Source organism: Microbacterium sp. NPDC087592 (genome assembly GCF_044743585.1).
In the GTDB taxonomy this organism is placed as follows: Bacteria; Actinomycetota; Actinomycetes; order Actinomycetales; family Microbacteriaceae; genus Microbacterium.
The window spans coordinates 2226701-2250253 of sequence record NZ_JBIUWT010000001.1; the positions used below are offsets into that span (position 1 = coordinate 2226701).

The 23553-nt window shown below is 68.1% G+C and carries 18 protein-coding genes; 12 read left to right on the top strand and 6 right to left on the bottom strand.

Translation table 11 applies throughout. The features are described from left to right. The first annotated feature begins 23 nt into the window (after positions 1-23). Both ACIOTO_RS10640 and ACIOTO_RS10645 read left to right on the top strand, forming a co-directional pair. A complete protein-coding gene (locus ACIOTO_RS10640) occupies positions 24-917 on the top strand; it encodes a formylglycine-generating enzyme family protein (protein WP_400858085.1) in 894 nt (297 codons plus the stop codon). Positions 918-1002: 85 nt separating this feature from the next. Beyond that, positions 1003-2502, top strand: coding sequence for an arylsulfatase (locus tag ACIOTO_RS10645; protein WP_400857767.1), 1500 nt, complete (start codon positions 1003-1005; stop codon positions 2500-2502). A gap of 52 nt (positions 2503-2554) precedes the next feature. Here the strand turns inward: ACIOTO_RS10645 and ACIOTO_RS10650 are convergent, their stop codons facing one another. After that, positions 2555-3568: a LacI family DNA-binding transcriptional regulator gene (locus tag ACIOTO_RS10650; protein ID WP_262001463.1), complete on the bottom strand. Its 1014-nt coding sequence runs from the start codon at positions 3566-3568 to the stop codon at positions 2555-2557. A 128-nt stretch (positions 3569-3696) separates the two neighbouring features. Between ACIOTO_RS10650 and ACIOTO_RS10655 the strand changes: the two genes are divergently transcribed. From ACIOTO_RS10655 to ACIOTO_RS10680, 6 genes are all read left to right on the top strand, one after another. Then, positions 3697-4932, top strand: coding sequence for an amino acid ABC transporter substrate-binding protein (locus tag ACIOTO_RS10655; protein ID WP_400857768.1), 1236 nt, complete (start codon positions 3697-3699; stop codon positions 4930-4932). A 10-nt stretch (positions 4933-4942) separates the two neighbouring features. After that, the gene (locus ACIOTO_RS10660; protein WP_029262173.1) at positions 4943-5827 is read left to right on the top strand and encodes a branched-chain amino acid ABC transporter permease; all 885 of its coding nucleotides are present in this window, start codon (positions 4943-4945) and stop codon (positions 5825-5827) included. 28 nt (positions 5828-5855) lie between these two features. After that, positions 5856-6947, top strand: coding sequence for a branched-chain amino acid ABC transporter permease (locus ACIOTO_RS10665; protein ID WP_400857769.1), 1092 nt, complete (start codon positions 5856-5858; stop codon positions 6945-6947). Beyond that, on the top strand, positions 6944-7705 hold the full coding sequence (locus ACIOTO_RS10670) for an ABC transporter ATP-binding protein (protein ID WP_262001461.1): 762 nt from the start codon (positions 6944-6946) through the stop codon (positions 7703-7705). Before ACIOTO_RS10665 ends, ACIOTO_RS10670 begins: the two co-directional genes overlap by 4 nt. Beyond that, entirely contained in the window at positions 7695-8447 is a 753-nt protein-coding gene (locus tag ACIOTO_RS10675) for an ABC transporter ATP-binding protein (RefSeq protein WP_029262176.1), read from the top strand. The genes ACIOTO_RS10670 and ACIOTO_RS10675 overlap by 11 nt, the downstream gene beginning before the upstream one ends. A 264-nt stretch (positions 8448-8711) precedes the next feature. Beyond that, entirely contained in the window at positions 8712-12830 is a 4119-nt protein-coding gene (locus ACIOTO_RS10680) for a PQQ-dependent sugar dehydrogenase (RefSeq protein WP_400857770.1), read from the top strand. Positions 12831-12897: 67 nt separating this feature from the next. Here the strand turns inward: ACIOTO_RS10680 and ACIOTO_RS10685 are convergent, their stop codons facing one another. Then, the gene (locus ACIOTO_RS10685; protein WP_400857771.1) at positions 12898-13929 is read right to left on the bottom strand and encodes a LacI family DNA-binding transcriptional regulator; all 1032 of its coding nucleotides are present in this window, start codon (positions 13927-13929) and stop codon (positions 12898-12900) included. 117 nt (positions 13930-14046) lie between these two features. On the opposite strand from ACIOTO_RS10685, the gene ACIOTO_RS10690 reads away from it, so the two are divergent. From ACIOTO_RS10690 to ACIOTO_RS10705, 4 genes are read left to right on the top strand one after another with little or no spacing between them, the layout of a single operon-like run. Then, positions 14047-15345 carry an ABC transporter substrate-binding protein gene (locus ACIOTO_RS10690; RefSeq protein ID WP_167634614.1) on the top strand — a complete coding sequence of 433 codons (1299 nt, stop codon included), beginning with the start codon at positions 14047-14049 and terminating at the stop codon, positions 15343-15345. Between the two features lie 60 nt (positions 15346-15405). After that, positions 15406-16299 (top strand): carbohydrate ABC transporter permease, encoded by an 894-nt coding sequence (locus ACIOTO_RS10695; RefSeq protein ID WP_215070205.1) that lies wholly within the window; start codon positions 15406-15408, stop codon positions 16297-16299. Next, complete coding sequence (locus ACIOTO_RS10700; RefSeq protein WP_400857772.1) at positions 16296-17156, top strand: carbohydrate ABC transporter permease; 861 nt, start codon at positions 16296-16298, stop codon at positions 17154-17156. The genes ACIOTO_RS10695 and ACIOTO_RS10700 overlap by 4 nt, the downstream gene beginning before the upstream one ends. Further along, entirely contained in the window at positions 17153-19762 is a 2610-nt protein-coding gene (locus ACIOTO_RS10705; RefSeq protein ID WP_400857773.1) for a family 78 glycoside hydrolase catalytic domain, read from the top strand. The genes ACIOTO_RS10700 and ACIOTO_RS10705 overlap by 4 nt, the downstream gene beginning before the upstream one ends. Positions 19763-19806: 44 nt before the next feature. Here the strand turns inward: ACIOTO_RS10705 and ACIOTO_RS10710 are convergent, their stop codons facing one another. The 4 genes from ACIOTO_RS10710 to ACIOTO_RS10725 all read right to left on the bottom strand — a co-directional run bounded on the left by ACIOTO_RS10710 (position 19807) and on the right by ACIOTO_RS10725 (position 23546). After that, positions 19807-20109, bottom strand: a complete 303-nt coding sequence (locus ACIOTO_RS10710) for a hypothetical protein (RefSeq protein WP_400857775.1) — start codon at positions 20107-20109, stop codon at positions 19807-19809. A 125-nt stretch (positions 20110-20234) separates the two neighbouring features. Continuing rightward, positions 20235-21434 (bottom strand): LCP family protein, encoded by a 1200-nt coding sequence (locus ACIOTO_RS10715; protein ID WP_400857776.1) that lies wholly within the window; start codon positions 21432-21434, stop codon positions 20235-20237. A 58-nt stretch (positions 21435-21492) separates the two neighbouring features. Further along, positions 21493-22884 carry a sensor histidine kinase gene (locus ACIOTO_RS10720; protein ID WP_400857777.1) on the bottom strand — a complete coding sequence of 464 codons (1392 nt, stop codon included), beginning with the start codon at positions 22882-22884 and terminating at the stop codon, positions 21493-21495. Then, positions 22881-23546: a response regulator transcription factor gene (locus tag ACIOTO_RS10725; RefSeq protein WP_400857779.1), complete on the bottom strand. Its 666-nt coding sequence runs from the start codon at positions 23544-23546 to the stop codon at positions 22881-22883. The genes ACIOTO_RS10720 and ACIOTO_RS10725 overlap by 4 nt, the downstream gene beginning before the upstream one ends. Between the last annotated feature and the right edge of the window lie 7 nt (positions 23547-23553).

Below are 23553 nucleotides of genomic sequence, written 5' to 3' on the forward strand. Positions count from 1 at the left end.
GTCTCGTGACGAACTCGCGCGACATGGTCCACATCCCCGGCGGCACGTTCCTGATGGGGTCGGACGACTTCTATCCGGACGAACGGCCGGCGCACGAGCGCGAGGTCGAGTCGTTCTTCATCGACCGCTACCAGGTGACGAACGCGCAATACGCCGAGTTCGTCGACGCGACCGGATACGTGACCGTCGCCGAACGAGAGCTCGATCCCGCGGCGTTCCCCGGAGCCGATCCCGCCGACCTCGTTCCCGGGGCGATGGTCTTCACTCCGACCGCCGGTCCGACGAATCTGGGTGACTGGCGCAACTGGTGGCGCTGGCAGCCCGGGGCGTTCTGGCGCAAGCCGTTCGGCCCTGACTCGTCGATCGATGACCGGCTGCAGCATCCGGTCGTCCACATCGCGTTCGAGGATGCCGTGGCCTACGCCGACTGGGTGGGGATGCGGCTGCCCACCGAGGCCGAACACGAATACGCGGCGCGGGGAGGACTCGAGGGCGCGGCCTTCGCCTGGGGCGACGAGGCGTACCCCGACGGGGTCGCACAGGCGAACTCGTGGCTCGGACGCTTCCCGTACGACAATCAGGGCGTCGGCGGCACGGCGCCCGTCGGCTCGTACCCGCCCAACGGCTACGGCCTCTACGACATGATCGCGAACGTCTGGGAGTGGACGACCGACTTCTACACCCCGCGCCACCTCCGCCTCTCGGACACCCCGGTCGATGCCGGCAAGCGCACGAACCTGCTCGCCGCCGCCAGCGCGCAGGACGGCTTCCCCGACATCCCCCGGCGCGTCCTCAAGGGCGGGTCGCACCTCTGCTCCCCGGACTACTGCCTGCGCTTCCGACCGGCCGCGCGCTCGCCGCAGGCCGAGGATACGGGGATGTCGCACATCGGATTCCGGCTCACCCGCTCCGAGTGAGGGCCCCTGGGCACACGCCCGGAATACTGCTTGGCTTCGACCGAGGGCACGCGCCCGCCTCACCGGTCGAAGCTAGGAGTCACTCATGGCTGAGAAGCCCAACATCCTCATCATCTGGGGAGATGACATCGGCATCAGCAACCTCAGCACGTACTCCGACGGCCTCATGGGCTATCGGACGCCGAACATCGACCGCATCGCCGACGAGGGCGTGAAGTTCACCGACTACTACGGCGAACAGAGCTGCACCGCGGGGCGGGCGGCCTTCATCACCGGCCAGAACCCCTACCGCACCGGTTTGACGAAGGTGGGGATGCCGGGGGCCAAGCTGGGTCTCCAGCCCGAGGACCCCACCATCGCCGATGCGCTCAAGCACCACGGCTATGCCACCGGACAGTTCGGCAAGAACCACCTCGGTGACCGGGACGAGCATCTGCCCACCGCGCACGGTTTCGACGAGTTCTTCGGCAACCTCTATCACCTCAATGCCGAGGAGGAACCGGAGCACCCGGACTACCCGACGGACGAGGAGTACCCCGGGTTCAGTGAGAAGTTCCGTCCGCGCGGGGTGCTGCACTCCTGGGCGAACGGTGACGGCACGCAGCGCATCGAAGACACCGGTCCGCTGACGAAGAAGCGCATGGAGACGGTCGACGAGGAGTTCCGCGACGCGGCCGCCGACTTCATCCGCACGCAGGCCGAGGATGACACCCCGTTCTTCGTCTGGTTCAACTCGACGCACATGCACTTCCGCACGCACACCAAGGAAGAGAGCAAGGGGCGTGCGGGACGCTGGCAGTCGAACTACCACGACACGATGCTCGACCATGACGACGTCGTGGGCAGTCTGCTCGACCTGCTCGACGAGCTCGGACTGGCCGAGAACACGATCGTCATGTACTCCACCGACAACGGCCCGCACATGAACAGCTGGCCGGATGCGGGCATGACCCCGTTCCGCAACGAGAAGAACTCCAACTGGGAGGGTGCCTACCGGGTGCCCGCCATGGTCCGTTGGCCCGGGCACATCCCCGCGGGGACGACGCTCAACGGCATCGTGAGTCACAACGACTGGTTCGTCACGCTGCTCGCGGCCGTCGGCGACGACGACGTGGCCGAGCGGTTGAAGTCCGGGACCGAGTTGCACGGCACCGAGTACAAGGTGCATCTCGACGGCCACAACCAGCTCGACTACATCACGGGTGCGGTCGAGCACAGTCCGCGCCGACACTTCTTCTACGTCTCGGACGACGGCGACCTCACGGCGCTGCGGTTCGAGAACTGGAAACTCGTGTTCCTCGAGCAGCGCGCCGCGGGGACCCTGCTGGTGTGGCAGGAGCCGTACACCGAGCTGCGCTTCCCGAAGCTGTTCAACCTGCGCACCGATCCGTTCGAGCGGGCCGACATCACGTCGAACACCTACTGGGACTGGGTGATCGACCGCATCTTCCTGTTCGTGCCGGCGCAGGCCTATGTGGCCCGGATGCTGCAGTCGCTCGTCGAGTTCCCGGCACGGCAGGAGTCGGCGTCGTTCACGATCAACCAGGTGATGAAGAAGCTGAACACCACAGCCGGCAACTCCTGACCGACGCACCGTGGGCCCGTCGCCGCATAGCGGCGGGCTCGCGGTCGCTGGCTCAGCCGCGCGGCGGGCCGGACGACTGGCGGATGATGAGCTCGTGCGCGGTCTCGATCGTCCGCGCCTCATCGCTCGCGGGGCGGAGGATGAGCGAGACGGCGTGCTGCCCCATCTCGAACATCGGGATGCGCGCGGTGGTGAGCGCCGGCGCGACATCCGGGGCGACGGAGATGTCGTCGAAGCCGACGACCGACATCTCCTCCGGCACGCGGATGCCGTGCTGTCGCAACTCGCTGAGGATGCCGATGGCCATCGCGTCGTTGAGGCCGACGATGGCGGTGACGTCACGGTCGAGCAGTTCGCGGGCCCCGGCGATGCCGCCCTCGCGGGTGAACTCGTGGGAGACCACGACGAGCTCCAGGTCCGGATCGCTCGTGCCCTCGCGGAGCCCGGCGATGCGGTCGGCGACCGTGTTGAGGTCGAGCGGGCCGGCGACGACGCCGATCCGTCGGTGCCCCAGCTCGGCGAGGTGGCGTCCGACCGAGATGCCCGCCCGGTGGTTGTCGGGCAGCACCGCGTCGACCGGAAGGTGGTGGCGGCCGATGACCGCGGCACGGCCCCCGGACAGGGTGAAGTCGAGCAGCGCCTCGGTCATGCCCTGCTCGCGTCCGGGGTCGGCGTATCCGGAACCGGCGATGATGATCGAGCCGACGCGCTGGCGCAACAGCGACTTGACCTGCGCGAGTTCGCTGTCGGGGGTGCGGTCGGCCTGGGCGATCTGCACGGATCGGTTCTCGAGCGTCGCACTGCGGATCACGCCGCTGGCGATGTCGGAGAAGTAGGGGTCGCCGATCTCGTGCACCACGAGGCCGATCGTCGGCACGAGCCCGCCGGCGAGACCTCGCGCATGCATGTTGGGTTCGTAACCGAGCTGCTTCGCGATGACGCGCACGTGCGCCGCCACTTCGGGAGAGATGCCGGAGCCTCCGGTCATCGCCCGCGACGCGCTCGCCAGGGAGACCCCTGCGGTTTCGGCCACATCGATGAGTCGTGGCGCGCCTTCACGCTTCACGAAACCTCCCCCTTGTGGAGCAAGATCAACGCTGATTGCGAGGTAGGTTGCTCTTCGTTCTTCGGTCCCACTATAGTGGCGGAAGCGCTTACGAAAGCGCTTTCGCTACGATGACGTAGGAGACTCGGATGACTGCACCCAGACACGGTCGACGGATCGCGGCAGCGATCGGAACGCTGTCGATCGCCGCGCTCACGGTTTCGGCCTGCTCGGCCCCCGGCGATCAGGCGGAGGGGGGTGGATCCGACGATCCGATCGTCATCGGCATCTCGCTGCCGCTCACCGGCGACTTCTCCGAACCCGGCAAGGGTGTCGAGCGGGGCTATGAGGCCTGGCGCGACATCGTCAACGAGAACGGCGGCCTCCTCGGACGCCAGGTCGAGCTGAAGATCCTCGACGACCAGTCCAACGCCGACCGCGTGGTCTCGGACTACGAGTCGCTGATCGCGCAGGACGGCGTCGACCTCGTGTTCGGCCCGTTCTCGACCCGACTCGTCGTTCCCTCGGCGCGCGTCGCCCAGGAATACGGCATGCTCTTCGTCGAGCCGGCCGGCGCGGCGGAGGAGGTCTTCGAGCAGGGCTTCGACAACCTCTTCTACGCGGCCCCCGCGATCGCGAACGACCACTACAACAACCTCGCGGACTACCTGCTCGCGCTTCCCGAAGCAGAGCGGCCCGAGACGGTCGCCGTCGCCGCGATGGACGACCCCTTCGCGCAGGGCACCGCCTACGGCCTCCGGGACAAGCTCGAAGAGGGCGGGGTCGAGGTCGTCGTGAACGAGGTCTACCCGCCGAACACGACCGACTTCTCCACGATCGCGGCCAAGATCGCGCAGTCGGACGCCGACATGGTCATCGGCGGCACGCAGTATCAGGATGCCGTCAACCTGATCATCGCCCTCCAGCAGCTGAACTATCAGCCCGAGCTCGCGGCATTCTCGACCGCACCGACCAACCCCGAGTTCGCCGCTGCGATCGGCGGTGCGACCGAGGGCATCCTCGCTCCCACCGGCTATTCGCCGAAGTCGCAGTTCCCCAGCAACATCGAGTTCGTCGAGAAGTACACCGAGATGCACGGCAACCCGCCGTCCGAGGACGAGGCCAACGCGTACACGACCGGTCAGGTCGTCGCCGCTGCGGTCGAGGCCGCGGGCTGCGCCGAGCAGGGTGAATGCCAGCAGGAGCTCATCGACTGGCTGCGCGACAACTCCGTCGACACCGTCGTCGGCGAGCTCAGCTGGGACGAGACGGGCAAGCCCACCGGCGCGCACCTCATCCAGCAGTGGATCGACGGCGAGATCCTGATCGTCCTCCCGGACGACGTCAAGGAAGCCGACTTCCTCTTCCCGAAGCCGACGTGGTGATCCGCACATCGTGAGTGGAGCACTGCTGCTGCAAAGCCTGATCCTCGGCATCCTGCTGGGAGGGCTCTACGCCCTCCTGGCGGCCGGGCTCACGCTGTACTTCGGAATCATGCGCGTCGTCATGATCGCGCACTCCGCCTTCCTCATCCTGGCCGCGTACCTCGCGTGGTGGTTCAACCGGGAGACCGGCATCGACCCCCTCGTGTCGCTCGTCGTCACGGTGCCCCTGTTCTTCCTGACGGGTGTCGTGATGCAGCGACTGCTCGTCTCGAGGCTCAAGCCGCTGACCTTGACCATGATGTCGGTGCTGCTCACGTTCGCCGTGGCACTGATCATCGAGGGGGCGCTCGGGTTCTTCTTCACCGGCACCCAGCGCCGCATCCCCCTGCCGTACGCGAGTGCGAGCCTCGACTTCTTCGGCGCGCAGGTGCCGGTGGTCAAGCTCATCGCCTTCGGGCTGGCGGCGGTGGCCCTCGCGCTCCTGTTCGTGCTGCTGAAGTACACGAAGTTCGGGCAGGCGCTGCGGGCGACGATCCAGCACCCCGAGGCCGCGCGACTGGTCGGCATCAACACCGACCGGGTCGCCGGCTACGGGTTCGGACTCGGGCTCGCCACGGCGGCGATCGGCGGCACCGCGCTCTCGCTCGACGCCACGATCTACCCGTCGCTGCACTGGCACTGGATCGGACCGCTCATGGCGATCATCGTCGTCGGCGGACTCGGCAGCATCCCGGGTGCCGCCATCGCGGCTCTCGTCCTCGGCGTCGCACAGAGCCTGCTCCAGCTCCCGCTGGGGCCGACCTGGGCACAGACGGTGTTCTACGTCGCCCTGTTCGCCACGCTCATGTTCCGTCCGCAAGGATTCTTCGGAGGTCGTCTTGCCCAGCGTTTCTAGCAGAGAGCCGATCCCCACCGAAACGGTCGTGATCGCTCCTCCCGCCCCCGTGCGGCGCTCGTCGTCGAAGTGGGTGCGGATCGTCCTCCTCGTCGTGGGCGCAGCCCTCGTCCTCTCGTTCCCGACCATCGCCCCGAACCCGTACATCCTGTCGGCGGGCGTCGTCATCCTCAACTACGCCGTGCTGTCGACGGGGTGGAACTTCATGGGCGGGTTCACGGGCTATATCTCCCTCGGACACGCCGCCTACTTCGGGCTCGGCGCCTACGGCACCGGACTCCTCATCAAGTACCTGGCGCTGCCCGGCTTCGTCGCCTGGATCCTCGCGGCCGTGCTCGTCTCGATCATCGCGATCCCGATCGGCATCGCCGCCCTCCGGGTGCGCGGAGCCTCGTTCGTGATCGTCTCGATCGCCTTCGTGCTGATCATGCTGCTGGTGTTCCAGAGCTGGCGCGACGTCACCGGCGGCTCCGAGGGACTCAACGTCCCGCGTCCGTTCGACGTGCTGCGACCCGAGCACCACCGCATCTTCTACTACCTGTTCGCGGGCCTGCTGGCCTTCGCGCTCGTGGTGTGGTGGACCATCGACCGGTCCAAGTTCGGCACCGCGCTCAAGTCTGTGCGTGAAGACGAGGACAAGGCGCAGGCCCTCGGCGTGCCCACCACGCGGTACAAGCTGATCGCCTACGTGCTGTCGGCACTCTTCGTGTCGCTGGGCGGCGGACTCTACGCGCTGTGGTTCGGAGACCTGGATCCCATCTTCCAGTTCTCCATCCTCATCGGCTCGTACATGGTGCTGATGGCGCTGCTCGGCGGGGTGCGAAACCTCTTCGGTCCGCTGCTCGGCGCCGTCGTCGTCGGTCTCGCGCTCGAGTACTTCAAGCTCGAGTTCGGCGACACGCAGTTCCACCTCATCGCCACCGGCATCCTGCTCGGCATCGTCGTGCTCTTCATGCCCGACGGCATCATCCCCGCCGTGAAGGGACTGTTCACGCGGTCGTCGAACGCGGCATCGATCCGCGAGTTGACCGCCGGGCAGCTGCTCGAGCAGAACGAGAAGCGGGCAGCGGATGCGTCGGCCCGAACAGCGGATGCCTCGACGAAGGAGACGTCGTCATGAACGCCCCCACGGCACAGCCCACGACGCTGGAGAGTCTGAGCACGGTCGAGATGACCAAGTCGTTCGGCGGCGTCACCGCCGTCGACGGTGCGACGGTCACCTTCCAGGAGGGCAAGGTCAACGGCCTGATCGGGCCGAACGGCTCCGGCAAGACCACCTTCTTCAACTGCGTGACCGGCATGATCAAGCCCGACTCGGGCGAGGTGCGTTACCGGGGGCAGGCGATCACCCGCAAGTCGCCCGACCGCATCGCCCGCGCCGGCATCGGCCGCAGCTTCCAGCTGTGCCGGGTCTTCCCTCGCATGACCGTGATGGAGAACCTGCTCGTGGCGGTGCGCAGCACCAGCATCCGCCAGCAACTGCGCTCGGCGCACGATCCGGAGGAGCTGGAGCGGGCGCGCGGCTGGCTGCGACGCGTCGGCATCGACCACCTTGAGCACGCCGAGGCGCGAAACCTCAGCTACGGCCAGCAGAAACTGCTGGAGCTGGCGGGCGTGCTCATGGGCGAACCCGACACGATCATGCTCGACGAGCCGGCCGGTGGGGTGAACCCCGCCCTCATCGGACGCATCGCCACCCTGGTGCGCGAGCTCAACGAAGAGGGCAAGACGTTCATCATCGTCGAGCACAACATGGAGATGGTCATGAGCCTGTGCGACCACGTCGTGGTGTTCGACCGCGGGCGCCAGATCGCCGAGGGAACGCCTGAGATCATCCAGCAAGACCCGCGAGTCCTGGAGGCCTACCTTGGAGTCTGAAGCGAAGAACCTGCTCGAGCTGCGCGACATCGAGGCCGGCTACGGTCGGGCGGCGCTCGTGCTCCGCGGCCTCACGGTCGAGGTGCCGCCCGGATCGGTCGTCTGCCTCGTCGGGCCCAACGGCGCCGGCAAGTCGACCGTGCTCAAGGTGGCATCCGGCATGCTCAAGCCCCGCTCGGGCAGCATCCGCGTCGATGGTCGTGACATCACCGGCGAGGGACCGCAGTCGATGCTGCGGCACGGGCTCGCGCATGTGCTGCAGGGGCACAGCGTGTTCCGGGAGATGACGGTCGGCGAGAACGTGATGCTCGGCGCCTTCACCCTCAAGGATCAGAAGGTCATCCAGGAGCGCGTCGATTTCGTGCAGAACCTCTTCCCGATCGTGGGGGAGCGGTGGAAGCAGCTCGCCGGCCTGCTCTCGGGCGGTCAGCAGAAGCAGGTCGAGTTCGCGCGGTCGCTCATGGTGAGCCCGAAGGTCGTGCTCCTCGACGAGCCGTCGATGGGCCTCGACCCCAAGACGACCGAGAAGGTGTTCGAGCAGATCGTGCGCATGCGCGATGCGGGCACCGCCGTGCTGCTCGTCGAGCAGAACGCGCGACGGGCGCTCGAGACCGCTGATATCGGGTGTGTGCTCGACCTCGGTCGCGTGCACATCTCGGGTCCGGCATCCGAGCTCCTCGCGGATCCGACCCTCGCCGCGCTGTATCTCGGCGGCAAGCCCACCGTCCCCGACGCGGGATGAACCTCCGGCGGGAGGAGGCAGCGACTGCCTCCTCCCGCCTTTCTCGTCCATCCGACGAAAGCGCTTGCGAAAGCGTTTCCGCCCCCGACCCGCAGTACCGTTCCACGCCTTCTCCGCTGCAGTGCCGCCCCGGAGAAGGCGGCACGACCCATCGGCACGACACCACACGACGACGACGTTGAGAGGTTTCTGATGCACGAACGATCCATGCGACCCGCGAGCTCGAGCACTCGATCGGCAGCACCTCCTCCTCGATCCTTCGGGGTGCGACGAACGGGTGCGCTGGTCGCCGCGGCGGCCGTCGTCGGAGCCCTGCTCACCGCGACCCCCGCTGCCGCGGCGGAACCCTTCACCGAGCTGGTCGACTTCGAGGCGTACGAGCGCGTCGCGCTGAACGGGCAGGACGGATGGACGTCGTCTGCGGCTCCGCGTGTGATCGCCGACCCGCTCAACGGCAACAACCAGGTCGTCGAGTCCGTGGGTGGCGGGCAGCAGTCGTATCGCGCGATCCCGGCCATCGCCGAGGGCGATACCGGCACGCTGTTCTTCCGCTTCCTGCGCACCGGCAGCGTCGACACCTCGTTCGGCCTCACCGACGTGGATGCGCCGAACGACTACGTGAACAGCCGCGCCTACGTGAACAACCAGAACGACGACGTGCTGCGCGTGCGTGACGGCGGCGCCTTCAAGCCCGCGGGCGTGTGGTCGAAGGACGCCTGGCAGTGCGTGTGGATCGTCGCCGACAACGCGACCGACAAGGTCACCGTGTACAGCCAGGGCGGCGCGTACGAGGAGCAGACCCGTCTCCCGGAGGGCACCGAACAGCAGTTCGGCTTCCGTCAGGCGGTGAACGGCGCGCTCGACCGGTTCTTCTGGAAGAACGGCGCCACGAGCACCGGACGCCTGCTGCTCGATGACGTGGCCGTCGACAACACGGGGGAGAACCTCGCGATCGCCACCGGCAACCCCGGCGACTGTGCACCGGGCGGCACGGCGAACGAGCCGCTGCTGAACCCGCTGCCCGACCCCGCGCTCGCCGACCTCGGCATCGAGGTGACCGAGCTCGCGCAGCTGCCGAAGTCGCAGACCACCCCGGCCACGCAGGACCAGCGCCTCGTGCGCCACAACCGGATCACGCACCTCGACGAGGTGCCCGACGACTCCGGCCGGCTGATGGTTCCCGACAACAACGACATCCTCTATCTGGTCGACAAGGAGTCGGGCGAATACGTGCCGTACCTCAACGTGCGGAACGAGTTCATCGACAACTTCCACAACAGTGCAGGGCTCGGGACGGGCCTCGGCTCCGCGGAGTTCCACCCCGACTTCGCTGAGAACGGGCTTTTCTACACCGTGCACACCGAGGGCGGCACCGCGCTGACCGAAGACACCCCGGACTTCCCGGCCTTCGGCACCACCGCGTTCCACAGTGTGATCACCGAGTGGAAGGCCGATGACCCGTCGGCGGCGACCTTCGCCGGAACGCACCGCGAGGTCATGCGCATCCCGTTCGCGGGCCGCGTGCACACCGTGCAGCAGATCGCGTTCAACCCGACGGTGTCGGAGGGCGACGCCGACTACGGCAACCTCTACATCCTGGTCGGTGACGGCGGCAACGGCGTCGGGAACGGCAACCCGCAGGATCTGGCCACGCCGCAGGGCAAGATCCTGCGTGTGAACCCCACGGGCGACGACAGCGAGAACGGCGAGTACGGCGTTCCGGCCGACAACCCCTTCGTCGATGACGCCGATGCGCTGCCGGAGATCTACGCCGTCGGCATGCGCGACCCGCACCGCATCAGCTGGGACACCGAGGGCGACCACACCATGTATCTCGCGCACATCGGCGAGTGGCAGGTCGAGTCGGTCTACGCCGTCGAGCCGGGGGACAACTTCGGCTGGTCGGTGCGCGAGGGCTCGTTCCTGGCCGAGAACCGGCAGATCTTCCCGCTGCCGAAGGACGACGCCGAGAACGGCTTCACCTACCCGGTGGCCGCCTACGATCACAACCGCGACCCCGGTCAGACCGGTGATGCGGGCGTGGCCGTGAACGGCGGATTCGTCTACCGCGGCGACATCCCCGAACTCCAGGGCCGCTACCTCTTCACCGATCTGGTGCGCGGCTGGGTGCTGTCCACGGATGCCGAGGAGATGGTGCGCAACGACGGCGACATCGACGACCTCGCCACCATCGAGGAGCTGCGGGTCTTCGCCGACGGCGAGGAGACCACGTTCCAGGAGCTGGTCGGCGACAAGCGCGTCGACCTGCGGTTCGGCTCCGACGCCGACGGCGAGCTGTACCTCGTCTCCAAGGCGAACGGCAAGATCTGGAAGGTCACGGGGGCGCGCTCGGTCGATGAGCCGACCAACCCGTTCGTCCTCCCGGCGCTCGCGCCGAACCTCGTCACGCACCACGACTTCGATCACCCGGATGCGGCGAAGCCGACGATCGAGGTCGACCAGGGTCGTTCCGGCACCGACATCTCGCTGATCAACGGCGGGGTCGAGATGCGGGTCGCCGACCGCGCCTACCCCGGTGCGGGCGAGGCGCTGCAGACCCAACAGATGAGTCCGCGGACCGCGTCGAACGACGACTGGAAGGCGGGCATCTACAACGCGAACGGGGTCGAGTCGCTGGACGCGTTCGCCGGTACGGACAAGGCCTCCGTCATGGGCTGGTTCAAGCCGACCGGCGATCACCCGGCACTGAACTCGGGCACCGCGAACCCGGACGACGTGTACAACGCGATCGGTCTCGCGGGCGTGCTCACCGGCACCTCCGACGGACACGCGGTGCGGGCGCTGCTCGAGGTCATCACGGTCGACGGCGAGCTCAAGCTCGTGGCGCTCGGGCGTCGTGTCGACGGTGCCGGCTCCTGGACGTTCGCGGCCGACCTGCCGTGGAACGAGATCCTCAAGAAGGGGCAGTGGGTGCATCTCGCGGCGACCTTCGACTTCGCGGCGGGCGAGATGAAGCTGTTCATGAACGGCGAGGAGCTGGCGGGGAAGTACACCGCGGCCAACCCGTGGGGTGAGGGATCCACGTCCGACACCGCACCGGCCGGCATCAAGATCGGCGGCAGCTTCCCGCAGAACACGCGCGAAGCCAACCCGTTCAACGGGCGGATGGACGACATCATGCTGCTCGACACCGTGCCGACGGCCGAACAGGTCGCCGCACAGTACGCGCTGTACGCGGTGCCCCCGGTCGAACCGCCGACGCCGCCCACCTGCACGCCCGACGGCGAGGTCATCACCGACGTGATGGCGGAGGGCGACTGGGCACCGCGGACCCCGGCCAAGTGGGACTTCCCCGGCGACGAGGTCGTGCTCACCGAGGCGGGGACGAACCCGAACGACGGCATCCGCCGACCGTTCGAGTACGCCGTCCTCACCGAAGGGCCGGAGCTCGGATCGTTCGACCTCACCGGCCAGGTGCGGCTCGACGAGAAGGCCTCCGTGAACAACCGCGACGTGATCATCGTCTTCGGCTGGAAGTCGGACACGGAGTACTACTACGCACATCTCTCGCAGGACAACTCGATCTACCCGCACAACGGCATCTTCAAAGTGAACAAGGCCGACCGCGAGCGGATCGACGACCAGTGGGACGGTGCGGTCGGTGCTCCGCCGGCGGTCACCGACGAGGAGTGGCACGACGTGCGCGTGGTCCGCTGCGTGGACAGCGGCGACATCGCCGTCTACGTCGATGGACTCGACGCCCCGCTGATGACCGCGAACGACAAGACGTTCCCCGAGGGTCGGGTGGGCTTCGGCTCGTTCGACAATTTCGGGCGTCTCCGCGACCTCTCGGTCACGGCGGCGGCGACGGACACCACGGCTCCGGCGGCGACCGTCAAGAGCGGCGCGGAGTTCACGGTCGGTCGTGACGGCGTCTACAGCAAGGTGTCGTTCAAGCTCCACGACGAGGGGAAGATCGATCGACTGACCCTCAACGGCGTCGAGAAGGATCTGACCGACAACGTCTGGTCCGACCTGAACCACGTGAAGCCGGGAGTGTTCGGCGCCGTGGCCGGGGCGAACACGCTGGTCGTGTACGACGTGGCGGGCAACGCCACCACGGTCACCTTCACGCTCGACGTCACGGCTCCCGCCGTCACGGTCAAGGAGGGTGGCCAGTACACCGTCGGTGCGAACGGCTCCTACAGCCTGGTGTCGTACAAGCTCAACGATGCAGGCAAGGTCGATCGGCTGACGGTCAACGGAGTGGCGAAGGATCTGACCGACAACGTCTGGTCCGACCTCAACTTCGTGAAGCCGGGAGCCTTCGGCGCCAAGGTCGGGGCGAACACGCTGGTCGTGTACGACGTAGCGGGTAACGCCACGACGGTGCCGTTCACGCTGACCGGCGCGGGCGGGTAGTCGCGATCTCGGACGGCGCGGCCTCGGGAGCGGATCATCGTTCCCGAGGCCGCGCTGCGGATGCGCGTCAGACGACGGCCGAGCTCGCGCGGGCGAAGAGCGTGGGCGTCATCGTGATCGTGCGGTGCGTGTGGTCGGCGGGGTCGGCGATCTCCTCGTAGAGCACCTGAGCGGCGGTGCGCCCCATCTCGTGTCCCGGCTGGCCGACGCTGGTGATCGGGATCGAGCTGTCCTGCGCGAAATGGTTGTTGTCGTAGCCGACCACCGCGATGTCCGAGGGGACATGCATGCCAGCCAGCTGCATGGTCTGGATCGCTCCCGCGGCGAGGGCGTCGGCGGCGGCGAAGAGCCCTTCGGGGCGCTCGCCGACGGGGCGCGAGCTGAGCATCTCGCCGAGCGCATAGCCGCCGCGCACGGTGATGCTGTGCGTCTCGATCGTCTCGAGATGGGCATCGGCGACCTCCGCCACCGCCCGCTGCGCTCCGATGTGACGCTGGGCGATCGCGGAGAGTGAGAACGGCCCTCCGGCGAAGGCCAGGCGTCGCAGACCCTGGTCGAGCAGGTGCCTGGTCGCGAGGTAACCGCCGAGCTCCTCGTCGACGACCACGCCGCAGGAGTCGTCATCTCCCGGCCAGTTCACGTGCACGACGGGCATGCCGCGGTGGCGGGCGGCGCGAGCGGCATCGAGCGGTGCGTCGAGCGGCGCGAGGAGGATGCCGGCTACCTTCGCCTCCTCGAACACGCTGATGTAGGAGTCCTGCTTCGCGAGGTTCACGTCGCTGTTGGCGAGGAGGAGGCGGATGTTGTGCGCGTCGAGCTCTTCCTCGACGCCGCGCGCCATGTCGACGAAGAACGAGTTGCCGACGTCGACGACCACGAACCCGACGGTGTCCGCTCGTCCGGTGACGAGAGAGCGCGCGGCGTTGTTGCGCACGAACCCGAGTTCGTCGATGGCGTTCAGCACCCGCTCGCGCGTCTCCTGGGCGACGATCTGCGGATTGTTCAGCACGTTCGACACCGTGCCGAGGGCGACGCCCGCGTGCCGGGCGACGTCAGCCATCACCGGGCGGGGCCGACTCGCGTCGGGGGAGGTGTTCATGTGTTCGACGTCCATTCGTCACGAATTGCCGTTTGCATCTTGGAGCGCTTCAAGCGTACTATCTGAAGCGCTTCAAGTGTGTGATCAATGCGGCTCGCCCGTTTCAAGGAGGAAATCATGAAGCTGACCACAGCACGGCTCTGGAGACGCGGTGCGATCACCGCCATCGCCGGAGCATCGGCCCTCGCACTCACCGCATGCGGCGGCGGCGGGGGATCGACGGCGGGCACGGACTCGCTGTCCCTGTTCGTGAACGTCGAGAACACCGAAGTACCCGCCATCCTGGAGACGCTCGCCGGTAAGGCGTGCTCCGCCGAGGCCGACACCCTGCCGCTCGATGTCGAGACGGTGCCGCAGTCGAACCTCGACCAGCAGCTGCAGCTCAAGGCCGGCCAGGGCGACCTGCCCGTGCTCTTCAGCGCGGGCAACGCCCCCGCACTCACCAAGACTCTCGCCGATTCGGGCAACGTCGCCGACTTCGAGGAGATCCTCACCGACCTCGACGTGATCGACAACATCGAGCCCGCGGCGATCTCGACCATCGAGAACCTCTACGGCGGCTTCCGTGTGCTGCCCTTCGAATACAACGTCGAGGGCATCTGGTACAACAAGGCGATCTTCGCCGAGCAGGGCATCGACGAGCCGCAGACCTTCGACGAGCTCACCGCCGCCGCCGCGAAGCTCGAGGCGGCCGGCATCCAGCCGTTCTCCGCGAGTGGCGAGCAGGGCTGGCCCATCACGCGCCTCATCTCCGGCTACCTCTTCCGCGACCTCGGTCCGGACGCACTGCAGAAGGTCGCCGACGGCGAGGCGAAGCTCACCGACCCCGAGTATGTGGCCGCCGCGCAGGCGATCGCCGACCTCGGCGCCGAGGGCTACTTCGGCAAGGGAGTCGGCTCCATCGACATGGCCACCAGCGAGAACCAGTTCCTCAACGGCTCCGCGGCGATGTTCTACATGGGCTCGTGGTTCCTGAGCCAGGCGAACGACCCCGAGGTCAACCAGATCGGCGCCGAGAACGTCGGCTTCATGCCGTTCCCCGGTGTCGAGGGCGGAGCGGGTGACCGTTCGCAGCTCGCCGCCAACGTGGGCCTTCCCATCACGATGAACGCCAAGGCCGTGAACGACGACACCGAGGCGTGGCTGTCCTGCATCACCGAGAACTACGGCTCCGTGGCGCTCGAGCAGGAGAACCGCGTGTCCGGCTTCGCGCTGAACACCGAGGTCACCGATGTGCCGCCGCTCACGCAGCTCATCCAGGAGCAGGTCGCCGACACCGAGACCACCGTCCTCTGGTTCGAGGCGCTGTTCTCTGCGGAGGCCACGACCACGAGCCAGCGCAACGCGGCACCGCTGATCACCGGCAGCGTCTCCGCCGAGGAGTTCATGTCGATGATCCAGGCGGACCTCGACTAGCGAGAAAACGAGAGGGGGCGGCGTCCCCGCGCGCCGCCCCCTCATCCTTCAGGAGAACGAATGCAGAACGTGCTGGGCGACCGCAAGGCGATCGCCATCCTTCTAGGCCCCGCCTTGCTCATCTACTCGGTGGTGATGCTCATCCCCGTGTTCTGGTCGCTGGGCTACACCCTGTTCGAGGGCAACGCCATCGTCGGCTTCGAGTTCGTCGGCCTCGACAACTTCGTCCGGCTGATCGGCGACTCCGAGGTGCACGCCGCGCTGCTGTTCACCCTGAAGTACGCCGCCGTGGTGACCATCGGGCAGGTCCTGCTCGGGTACCTGCTCTCGCTCCTCTACGTCTTCGCGCTCAAGCGCGCGTCCGGCCTCGTCCGGACGCTGGTCTTCTTCCCCGTCGTGATGCCGACGGTCGCTGTCGCGCTGCTCTTCCAGCAGCTGTTCTCGATCGCGCCGACCGAGGGTGTCGTCAACTCGATGCTGTCGGGTCTCGGCGGAGTCCCCGTCGACTGGTTCGGTGACGGCGCGAGCGCGTTCATCGTCATCGCGATCATGGACATCTGGCGCTCCATGGGCTTCTACGGTGTGCTGCTCTACGCCGGGCTGATCGACATCCCCGAGGATGTGCTGGAGTCGGCCCGCCTCGACGGCGCCAGCGGATGGAAGCTCGTCCGCCACGTGGTGCTGCCGCTCTCCGCCCCAGTGCTGATCTCGTCGCTGATCTTCTCGGTCAACGGAACCCTGAAGGTGTTCGACAGCGTGCTCGCCCTGACCAACGGTGGCCCGGGCACCTCGACCAGCCCCCTCACGATCTCCATGTTCGACAACGCCTTCACCTACGGCAACTACGGCTACGGCTCGACCATCGCGATGCTGCTCACCATCATCTGCCTCGTCGTGACCGTGTTCATCTTCCGTGCCAATGCCCGCACGGCGAAGAAGGGAGGCGTGGCATGAGCGCGTCGACACCCGTATCCCGCCGTGCGGCGAGGATGCTGCGCCGCACACCCATCTGGCTGCTCGTCGCCGTGCTCCTGGTCATCGTCGGCTACCCGCTGATTTGGCTGCTGCTGGGCTCGTTCAAGAGCCAGCGGGAGTTCCTGGAGTCACCCACCTGGGCGCTGCCCGAGCAGTGGAACTTTGACAACTACATCGTCGCCTGGGACACGGCCGGCCTAGGCCAGTCGCTCTTCAACAGCGCCATCACGGTGCTGCCGTCGCTCTTCCTCATGTTGCTCCTGGGCACCGCGGCGGCGTTCGCGCTCGAGGTGCTCGTGTGGAAGGGTCGCAACGGGGTGCTCATCATCTTCCTCGCCGGCATCATGGTGCCGACGCAGATGATCCTGCTCCCGCTGTTCAGCACCTACTTCCAGCTCGGGCTCACCGGCTCGCTGTGGCCGCTGATCATCACGTACACGGCCACCGGTCTGCCGTTGACGGTCTTCCTGATGGCGACGTACTTCCGGGCGATCCCCCGTGAGGTGTTTGAAGCGGCGACGCTCGACGGCGCCAGCATCTACCGGCAGTTCTTCTCCATCGCGCTGCCGATGATGAAGAACGGGCTCTTCACGGTCGGACTCGTGCAGTTCTTCTTCTTCTGGAACGACCTGCTCATCGCGCTGACCTTCGCCAACTCCGGCGACCTGCGCACCCTGCAGGTCGGGCTGCTCAACTTCAACGGCCAGTTCGGCACGACCCAGTACGGTCCGCTGTTCGCCGCCATCAGCATCAACGTGTTCGCCCTCCTGATCATCTACCTGGTGCTCAACCAGCGCATCCAGAAGGGCCTGACGGCCGGAGCGGTCAAGGGATGAGCGCGCCCACCTCTGAAAGGACGTTCGTGAAGGTCTCCGCTCCCCGGTTCGAGCACATCGACGACACCCTCGGGATGGGGGCTCGCACGCCGCGGCTCTCCTGGAAGACCGAAGCCCCGGAGGGCTGGACTCAGCACGGGTGGCAGCTCGAGTGCGAGCGCGCGGACGGCACGGTCATCGCCTCCGGTACGAATGCCGACCAGGTGCTCGTGGCGTGGCCGTTCGAGCCGCTGGCTTCCCGCGAACAGGTGCGCGTGCGCGTGCGTGTCCGTGACGAGGATCAGCGCTGGTCGTCGTGGAGCGACCAGACGACCGCCGAGGCGGGGCTGTTGGATGCCGCCGACTGGATCGCTGCTCCCGTCGGAGCCTCATGGCCCGAGACGCCCGACACCGATCGTCGCCCGGCACTCGTGCGGCGCACCTTCCGTCTCGACCGCCCGGTCTCGAGCGCACGCCTGTACGTCACGGCGCACGGACTCTACGAGGCGGAGATCAACGGCGCGCGCATCGGCGACCATGAGTTCTCGCCGGGATGGACCAAGTACGACGAGCGTCTCGTGTACTGGACCTTCGACGTCACGGACGAGCTCGTCGAGGGAGAGAACACCCTGGGCGCCTGGCTCGGCGACGGCTGGTACCGCGGCCGCCTCGGCTTCAACGGCGGTTACCGCGACCTCTACGGCACGGATCAGGCCCTCATCGCCCAGCTGGAGGTCACGCACGACGACGGGACCACGACGGTCGTCGCGACCGACGAGAGCTGGTCGGCCGCGCCGAGCCCGATCCTGGTATCGGGCCTGTACGACGGTGAGAAGCACGATGCCCGCGAGGAGCAGCCCGGGTGGTCGCGCCCCGGAGCCGGTGACGACGGATGGAGCCCCGTACGTGTCGGACATCGCGACCCGGCGACGCTGGTCGCCCCGGCACTCCCGCCGGTGCGCTGCACCGAGGAGCTCGCGCCCGTCACCGTCACCCGCGTCGACGACACGACCCACCTGCTCGACTTCGGGCAGAACCTCGTCGGGCGATTGCGCGTCCGTGTGCAGGGGCCGGCCGGGCACGTGGTCGCGCTGCGCCATGCCGAGGTGCTGGAGCACGGCGAGCTCGGCATCCGTCCGCTGCGCCTGGCCGACGCGCAGGATCTGATCACGCTCGACGGTGGCGAGCCGCGCTTCTGGGAGCCGAAGTTCACCTTCCACGGCTTCCGCTACGCCACGGTCACCGGCCTCGACGAGATCGGGGACGGGGACGTGGTCGCCCGCGTCATCCACAGCGACATGCGCCGCACCGGATGGCTGGAGACGTCGAACCCCGACCTGAACCGCCTGCACGAGAACGTGCGGTGGGGCATGCGCGGCAACTTCCTCAGCATCCCCACCGACTGCCCGCAGCGCGACGAGCGCCTCGGCTGGACCGGTGATGTGCAGGTCTTCGCGCCCACGGCATCCTTCCTCTACGACTCGGCCGGTTTCCTCGAGAGCTGGCTCACCGACGTCGCCTTGGAGCAGCTGCCCGACGGCACCATCCCGTGGTTCGTCCCGGTGATTCCCGGTGGCCCCACCTGGAACCCGATCCGGACGGGGGCCGTGTGGGGAGACGTCTCGGTGCTCACGCCGTGGACGCTCCACGAGCGGTTCGGCGACCTCGAGGTGCTGCGCCGCCAGTACGACAGCGGCCGGAAGTGGGTCGAGCGGATGATCGACCAGTCCGGACCGTCACGGCTCTGGCGCGACGGTCACCAGCTGGGTGACTGGCTCGACCCGGCGGCACCGCCGCACGATCCGGCCGACGCGCGCACCGACAGGTACCTGGTGGCCGCGGCATACTTCGCGTTCTCGACGCGGCGCCTGGCGGACACGGCTCGACTACTCGGTCTCGCGGCCGACGCCGACCGCTACGCGCGGATCGCCGAGGAAGCCCGCGACGCGTTCCGTGCCGAGTACGTGCGCGGGGACGGGACGCTCACGTCCGACGCGCAGACGGCCTACGCGCTCGCGATCCGATTCGGTCTGCTCAGCGTGGATGAGGAGGTCGCCGCCGGCCGCCGGCTCGCGACACTCGTGCGCGAGGCGGGCAACCGCATCGCGACGGGCTTCGCGGGCACCCCGGTGATCAGCGACGCGCTCACGTCCACGGGACACGTCGAGACGGCCTACGACCTGATCCTCGAGACCGAGTGCCCGTCGTGGCTGTACACCGTGCGGATGGGTGGCACCACCATCTGGGAGCGCTGGGATTCGATGCTGCCCGACGGATCGATCAACCCCGGCGAGATGACCAGCTTCAACCACTTCGCGCTGGGGAGCGTCGCCGACTGGATGCACCGGGTCATCGGCGGACTCTCGCCGGCCGCTCCCGGATACCGCCTCATCGAGTGGGCACCGCAGCCCGGGGGTGATCTCGAGCATGCCCGGGTGGCATTCGACTCGCCCTACGGCCTCATCGAAGGGTCATGGGAGCGTGTGGCCGAAGGGATCCGGTACTCGCTCTCCGTCCCCACCGGTGTCGAGGGCACGATCCGCGTGCCGGGTCTCGACGAGCAGTACGTCGTCTCGGGCGGACGGTTCGAGACGGTCGTCGCGACGATCGACACGGTCGCCGCATGACCGGCCACGTCGAGGCGACGCGGCGTACGCCGTCCTGAGCGCGCTCAGTCACCGCCCGCGGTGGCCGTGATGCGCCGGTTGTGCAGGGCGAGCGCCACGAAGGCGATTCCCGGAACGACGAGCACGATCAGCACCGGCCACCGCCAGCCCTCAGCGGTGAGCATCACGGCTCCGAAGACCAGGAGACCCGCGCCGGTCGAACGCATCGCGACCGAGCCGACGGGAGTCGCGGCCGGGTTGCGCCAGAACGGCACCGTGCTCGTCGCATTCGCACGCAGCGTCATCGCCAGGGCGGTCAGGAAGAGGATCGAGCCGGCCAGGGAGAGGAGCACGCCGAACACATTCATGCCTCGAACGTATCAAGGACGTCACGCGGTCCCGTGGATCGACGATCGCCGCCGTGGGAGCCATCGCTCTGGTCGTGCTCAACGCGCGGGTGCCGCTCGGCGCGCCGCCCCGCGCCCGCTGACCGCTAGCCCCCGTAGGGGCGCACGCAGGTGTCCTGCGCCGCGCTCTGGCCATCGAGGTTCTCGGGGAGCGGGGCGGCGTCGGCCGGTGGTTCCTCCTCGGTCGCACCATCGTCGGGTTCCGAGCTCGGCGGGGCGGTGTCGTCGGACAACTCGCTGCCGCGGCCGGTGCGGTCGGCGCTGATGTTCACCGTTTCGCCGGCCTTCACCCGGTCCATCAGCTCGGCAGCGGCGTGCTCGTCGGGGACCACGCGGTCGCCCGCGGGCAGGTGCGGGTACGACACGAACGCGATGTTCTCGAGGGGGAGGTCGCTGAACACCTTCGCCATCGAGGTCAGCGTGCCCAGGTCGGCCAGCTGCGTCGACAGGGTCATGTTCCGCGTCGCCGCATCGGCGATGCCGTAGAGCTTCACCGGATCGGTGAGGGTCGACTGGTCGCGCAGCGTGCGCACGAGAGAGGAGAGGAAGACCTGCTGGGTGGAGATGCGGGCGAGGTCGCTGCCGTCGCCGACGCCGTAGCGGGAGCGCAGGAGCGCCAGGGCCTGCTCGCCGCTCAGGTCGTACGTCCCCGCGGCGGGGATCTCCAGTCCGGAGTGCCGATCGTGGATGGGGCCGGCGAAGCAGATGGGGACGCCGCCGACGGCGTTCGAGGCCTCGATGACGCCGGTGAAGCTGATCTCCGCCGCGTAGGCGAGGTCGATGCCGGTCAGTGCGGTGACGGTGGAGGTGACGCAGCCCAGTCCGCCGCGGGCGAGCGATTCGTTGAACTGCACCCGCCAGCCCGCGTTCCAGGTGCTTCCCGTCTCGGGATCGGTGCACGCGGGGATGTCGACGAGCAGATCGCGCGGGAAGGAGATGACGGTGGCGGCGTCGTGCGTCTCGTTCACGTGCAGCAGGAGGGTGACGTCGTTCCGGCTGCCTTCGACATCGCCGCCCTCCCCGTACTGGACGCCCTGCCCGGCGCGGCCGTCCGATCCGACGAGCAGCACGTCGAACTCCCCGTCGAAGTCGGCCACGGCGGGAGGCTCCTCGCTGTCGCGTACCGGCTGCAGCTCGACCGTGGTCACGTTCTGGGACAGCCGGATCGCCGCGATCGCGACCGTGCCGCCGGCGATGACCAGGATCCCGACCGCAGTCAGTGTGAGGAAGCGCCGCAGGCGTCTCCGGCGTCGTCGGCTCGGAGAAGGGGGAGGGGGGAGACTCATGGGAAGACCTCTCGACATGGGCGAGCAGCCATCGTCGAGGACGAATGTCACACGAGTGTCACAGGCGAGGAAGGGTCACGCGGAACGTCGCGCCGGGGGAGCGGGGGAGCAGCGCGAGCTCCCCGCCGAGGAGCCGCGCGTTGTCGCGGGCGATCGCGAGTCCGAGCCCAGTGCCCACACCATCGGAGCGCGAACGGTCGGTGGTGACGAAGCGGTCGAACACCCGTTCGGCATCGGGCTCGCCGATGCCGGGGCCGTGGTCGCCGATGTCGATGTGCAGCATGTCGCCGTCTTCGTGCACGCGGACCGTGACGGGCGGGCGACCGTGCCGGGATGCGTTGGTGAGCAGATTCGCCACCACGGTGTGCAGCCGCGACGAGTCGGTGCGGATCCGAAGGTCCGGGGCGACCGACAGCTCGGCCACGTCGACTCCGGTCGCGTCGATCACGTCGGCGAGTAGGTCGGGAAGCGTGACGGCCGTGCGGTGCACGCGCGCGACCCCGGCATCGAGGCGGGAGAGTTCGAGCAGGTGCTCGATCAGGGAGTGCAGGCGGCGCGTTCCGGCGCGCACGACCGCAGCGGCGACCGCCCGCTCCTCCGCGGTCGCCTGCTCGTCGTCGTCGTCGAGGAGCTCGTCGACCGCGATCATCGAGGTGAGCGGTGTGCGCAGCTCGTGGGCGACGTCGCTGACCAACTGCCGGGACTCCGCCTCACGGCGCTGCAGCTGCCCGATGGTGTCGCCCAGACGCTCCGAGGAGCGGTGGAGGGCGTCGGCCACGCGGTCGACGTCGTCGAACGACGGCTTCCATTCCCGCGGGCCTTCGCCGGATCCGACCGCATGAGCGGTGTCGACCAGACGTCGAAGCGGGCGCGTCAACGCACCGCCGAGCAGACGCTCGAGCAGGACGACGAGGACCACGACGCCCCCGCTGAGGAGCGCGCCCGAGACGATGAGCTCTCGCACCTGATCCTGCTGCGGCTGCATCGAGTACGCCGTGACGACGGCGAGGCGAGCGCTCGGATCCTGGGGGAGATCGTCCCGGACCGTCGAGACGAAGAACACTTCACGACCGTCGAGCGTGGTCATCAGCGAGGTCAGATCGCCGGAGCGACGGCTGTCGTCGATGCCCAGCGCATCCGGCACCTGACCCGGACGGAGCTCTCCGGCGCTGCGGCCACTGTCGAGGTCGATGATGACGGTCTCGCCGGGGAGGATCTCGGCGTAGTACTTCCACGTGTCCTTCGGGGACGCGGTGGAGATGGAGGTGAAGAGGGCATCAGCGGTCGTGGAGAACTCGTCGAGCAGACCTTCCTGCCGCGACTCGTACACGATGCGCCCCGCCGTGAACACGACGACACCGGTGACGAGCACCGAGACCGCGATCGTGCTGCCGACGAGAGCGAGGGCGATGGCCGTGCGGAGGGTGGGGCGACGACGACGTGCGGTCATCGCAGCCGATATCCGATCCCCCGCATGGTCTCCAGCTGTGGCGTCGCGACGTTCGCCGCGGTCAGCTTCGCACGCAGCCGCTGGATGGCGGTGTCGACCACCCGCGGAGTGTCGGGTGGCGACTGCGCCCAGACCGCGTCGATCAGGCGCGAGCGGCTCAGGGCGTGACCGTCGTTCAGTGCCAGCTCATGCAGCAGGCGGAACTCGGTGGGGCTCAGTGGCAGGGCCTCGCCGTCGGCCAGTGCCTCCGCGGAGTCCTCATGCAGCTCGAGTGCGCCGACCCGGAGCGGCTCCGCGGTGAGGCGGGAGCTGCGGCGCAGGACCGTCCGCAGGCGCGCTTCGAGCACGGCCACACTGACCGGCTTCGTGATGTAGTCGTCTGCTCCGGCGTCGAGGCCGATGACGACGTCCGCATCCTCATCGCGCGCCGTGAGCATGACGGTCGGGAAGCCCCATCGGGTGCGGATCTCGCGGCACAGCGAGAACCCGTCGCCGTCGGGGAGCATGACGTCGATGATCGCGACATCGGGAGCGATCCGTTCGGCGAGCACGCGGGCAGAGGCGACATCCTCGGCGGTGTCGACGGTGTGACCGCGGCGCCGCAGGGCGGTCGTGAAGCCGAGGCGGATCTCCGCATCGTCATCCACGAGCATGACCTTCATCAGGCGC

Excerpts from the sequence above, each read along its gene's own strand:
- ACIOTO_RS10640 (WP_400858085.1), top strand. The coding sequence starts at position 24 with ATGGTCCACATCCCCGGCGGCACGTTCCTGATGGGGTCGGACGACTTC.
- ACIOTO_RS10670 (WP_262001461.1), top strand. The coding sequence starts at position 6,944 with ATGAACGCCCCCACGGCACAGCCCACGACGCTGGAGAGTCTGAGCACG.
- ACIOTO_RS10725 (WP_400857779.1), bottom strand. The coding sequence starts at position 23,546 with ATGAAGGTCATGCTCGTGGATGACGATGCGGAGATCCGCCTCGGCTTC.
- ACIOTO_RS10710 (WP_400857775.1), bottom strand. The coding sequence starts at position 20,109 with ATGAATGTGTTCGGCGTGCTCCTCTCCCTGGCCGGCTCGATCCTCTTC.
- ACIOTO_RS10700 (WP_400857772.1), top strand. The coding sequence starts at position 16,296 with ATGAGCGCGTCGACACCCGTATCCCGCCGTGCGGCGAGGATGCTGCGC.
- ACIOTO_RS10645 (WP_400857767.1), top strand. The coding sequence starts at position 1,003 with ATGGCTGAGAAGCCCAACATCCTCATCATCTGGGGAGATGACATCGGC.
- ACIOTO_RS10685 (WP_400857771.1), bottom strand. The coding sequence starts at position 13,929 with ATGAACACCTCCCCCGACGCGAGTCGGCCCCGCCCGGTGATGGCTGAC.
- ACIOTO_RS10655 (WP_400857768.1), top strand. The coding sequence starts at position 3,697 with ATGACTGCACCCAGACACGGTCGACGGATCGCGGCAGCGATCGGAACG.
- ACIOTO_RS10695 (WP_215070205.1), top strand. The coding sequence starts at position 15,406 with ATGCAGAACGTGCTGGGCGACCGCAAGGCGATCGCCATCCTTCTAGGC.
- ACIOTO_RS10720 (WP_400857777.1), bottom strand. The coding sequence starts at position 22,884 with ATGACCGCACGTCGTCGTCGCCCCACCCTCCGCACGGCCATCGCCCTC.
- ACIOTO_RS10715 (WP_400857776.1), bottom strand. The coding sequence starts at position 21,434 with ATGAGTCTCCCCCCTCCCCCTTCTCCGAGCCGACGACGCCGGAGACGC.
- ACIOTO_RS10690 (WP_167634614.1), top strand. The coding sequence starts at position 14,047 with ATGAAGCTGACCACAGCACGGCTCTGGAGACGCGGTGCGATCACCGCC.
- ACIOTO_RS10705 (WP_400857773.1), top strand. The coding sequence starts at position 17,153 with ATGAGCGCGCCCACCTCTGAAAGGACGTTCGTGAAGGTCTCCGCTCCC.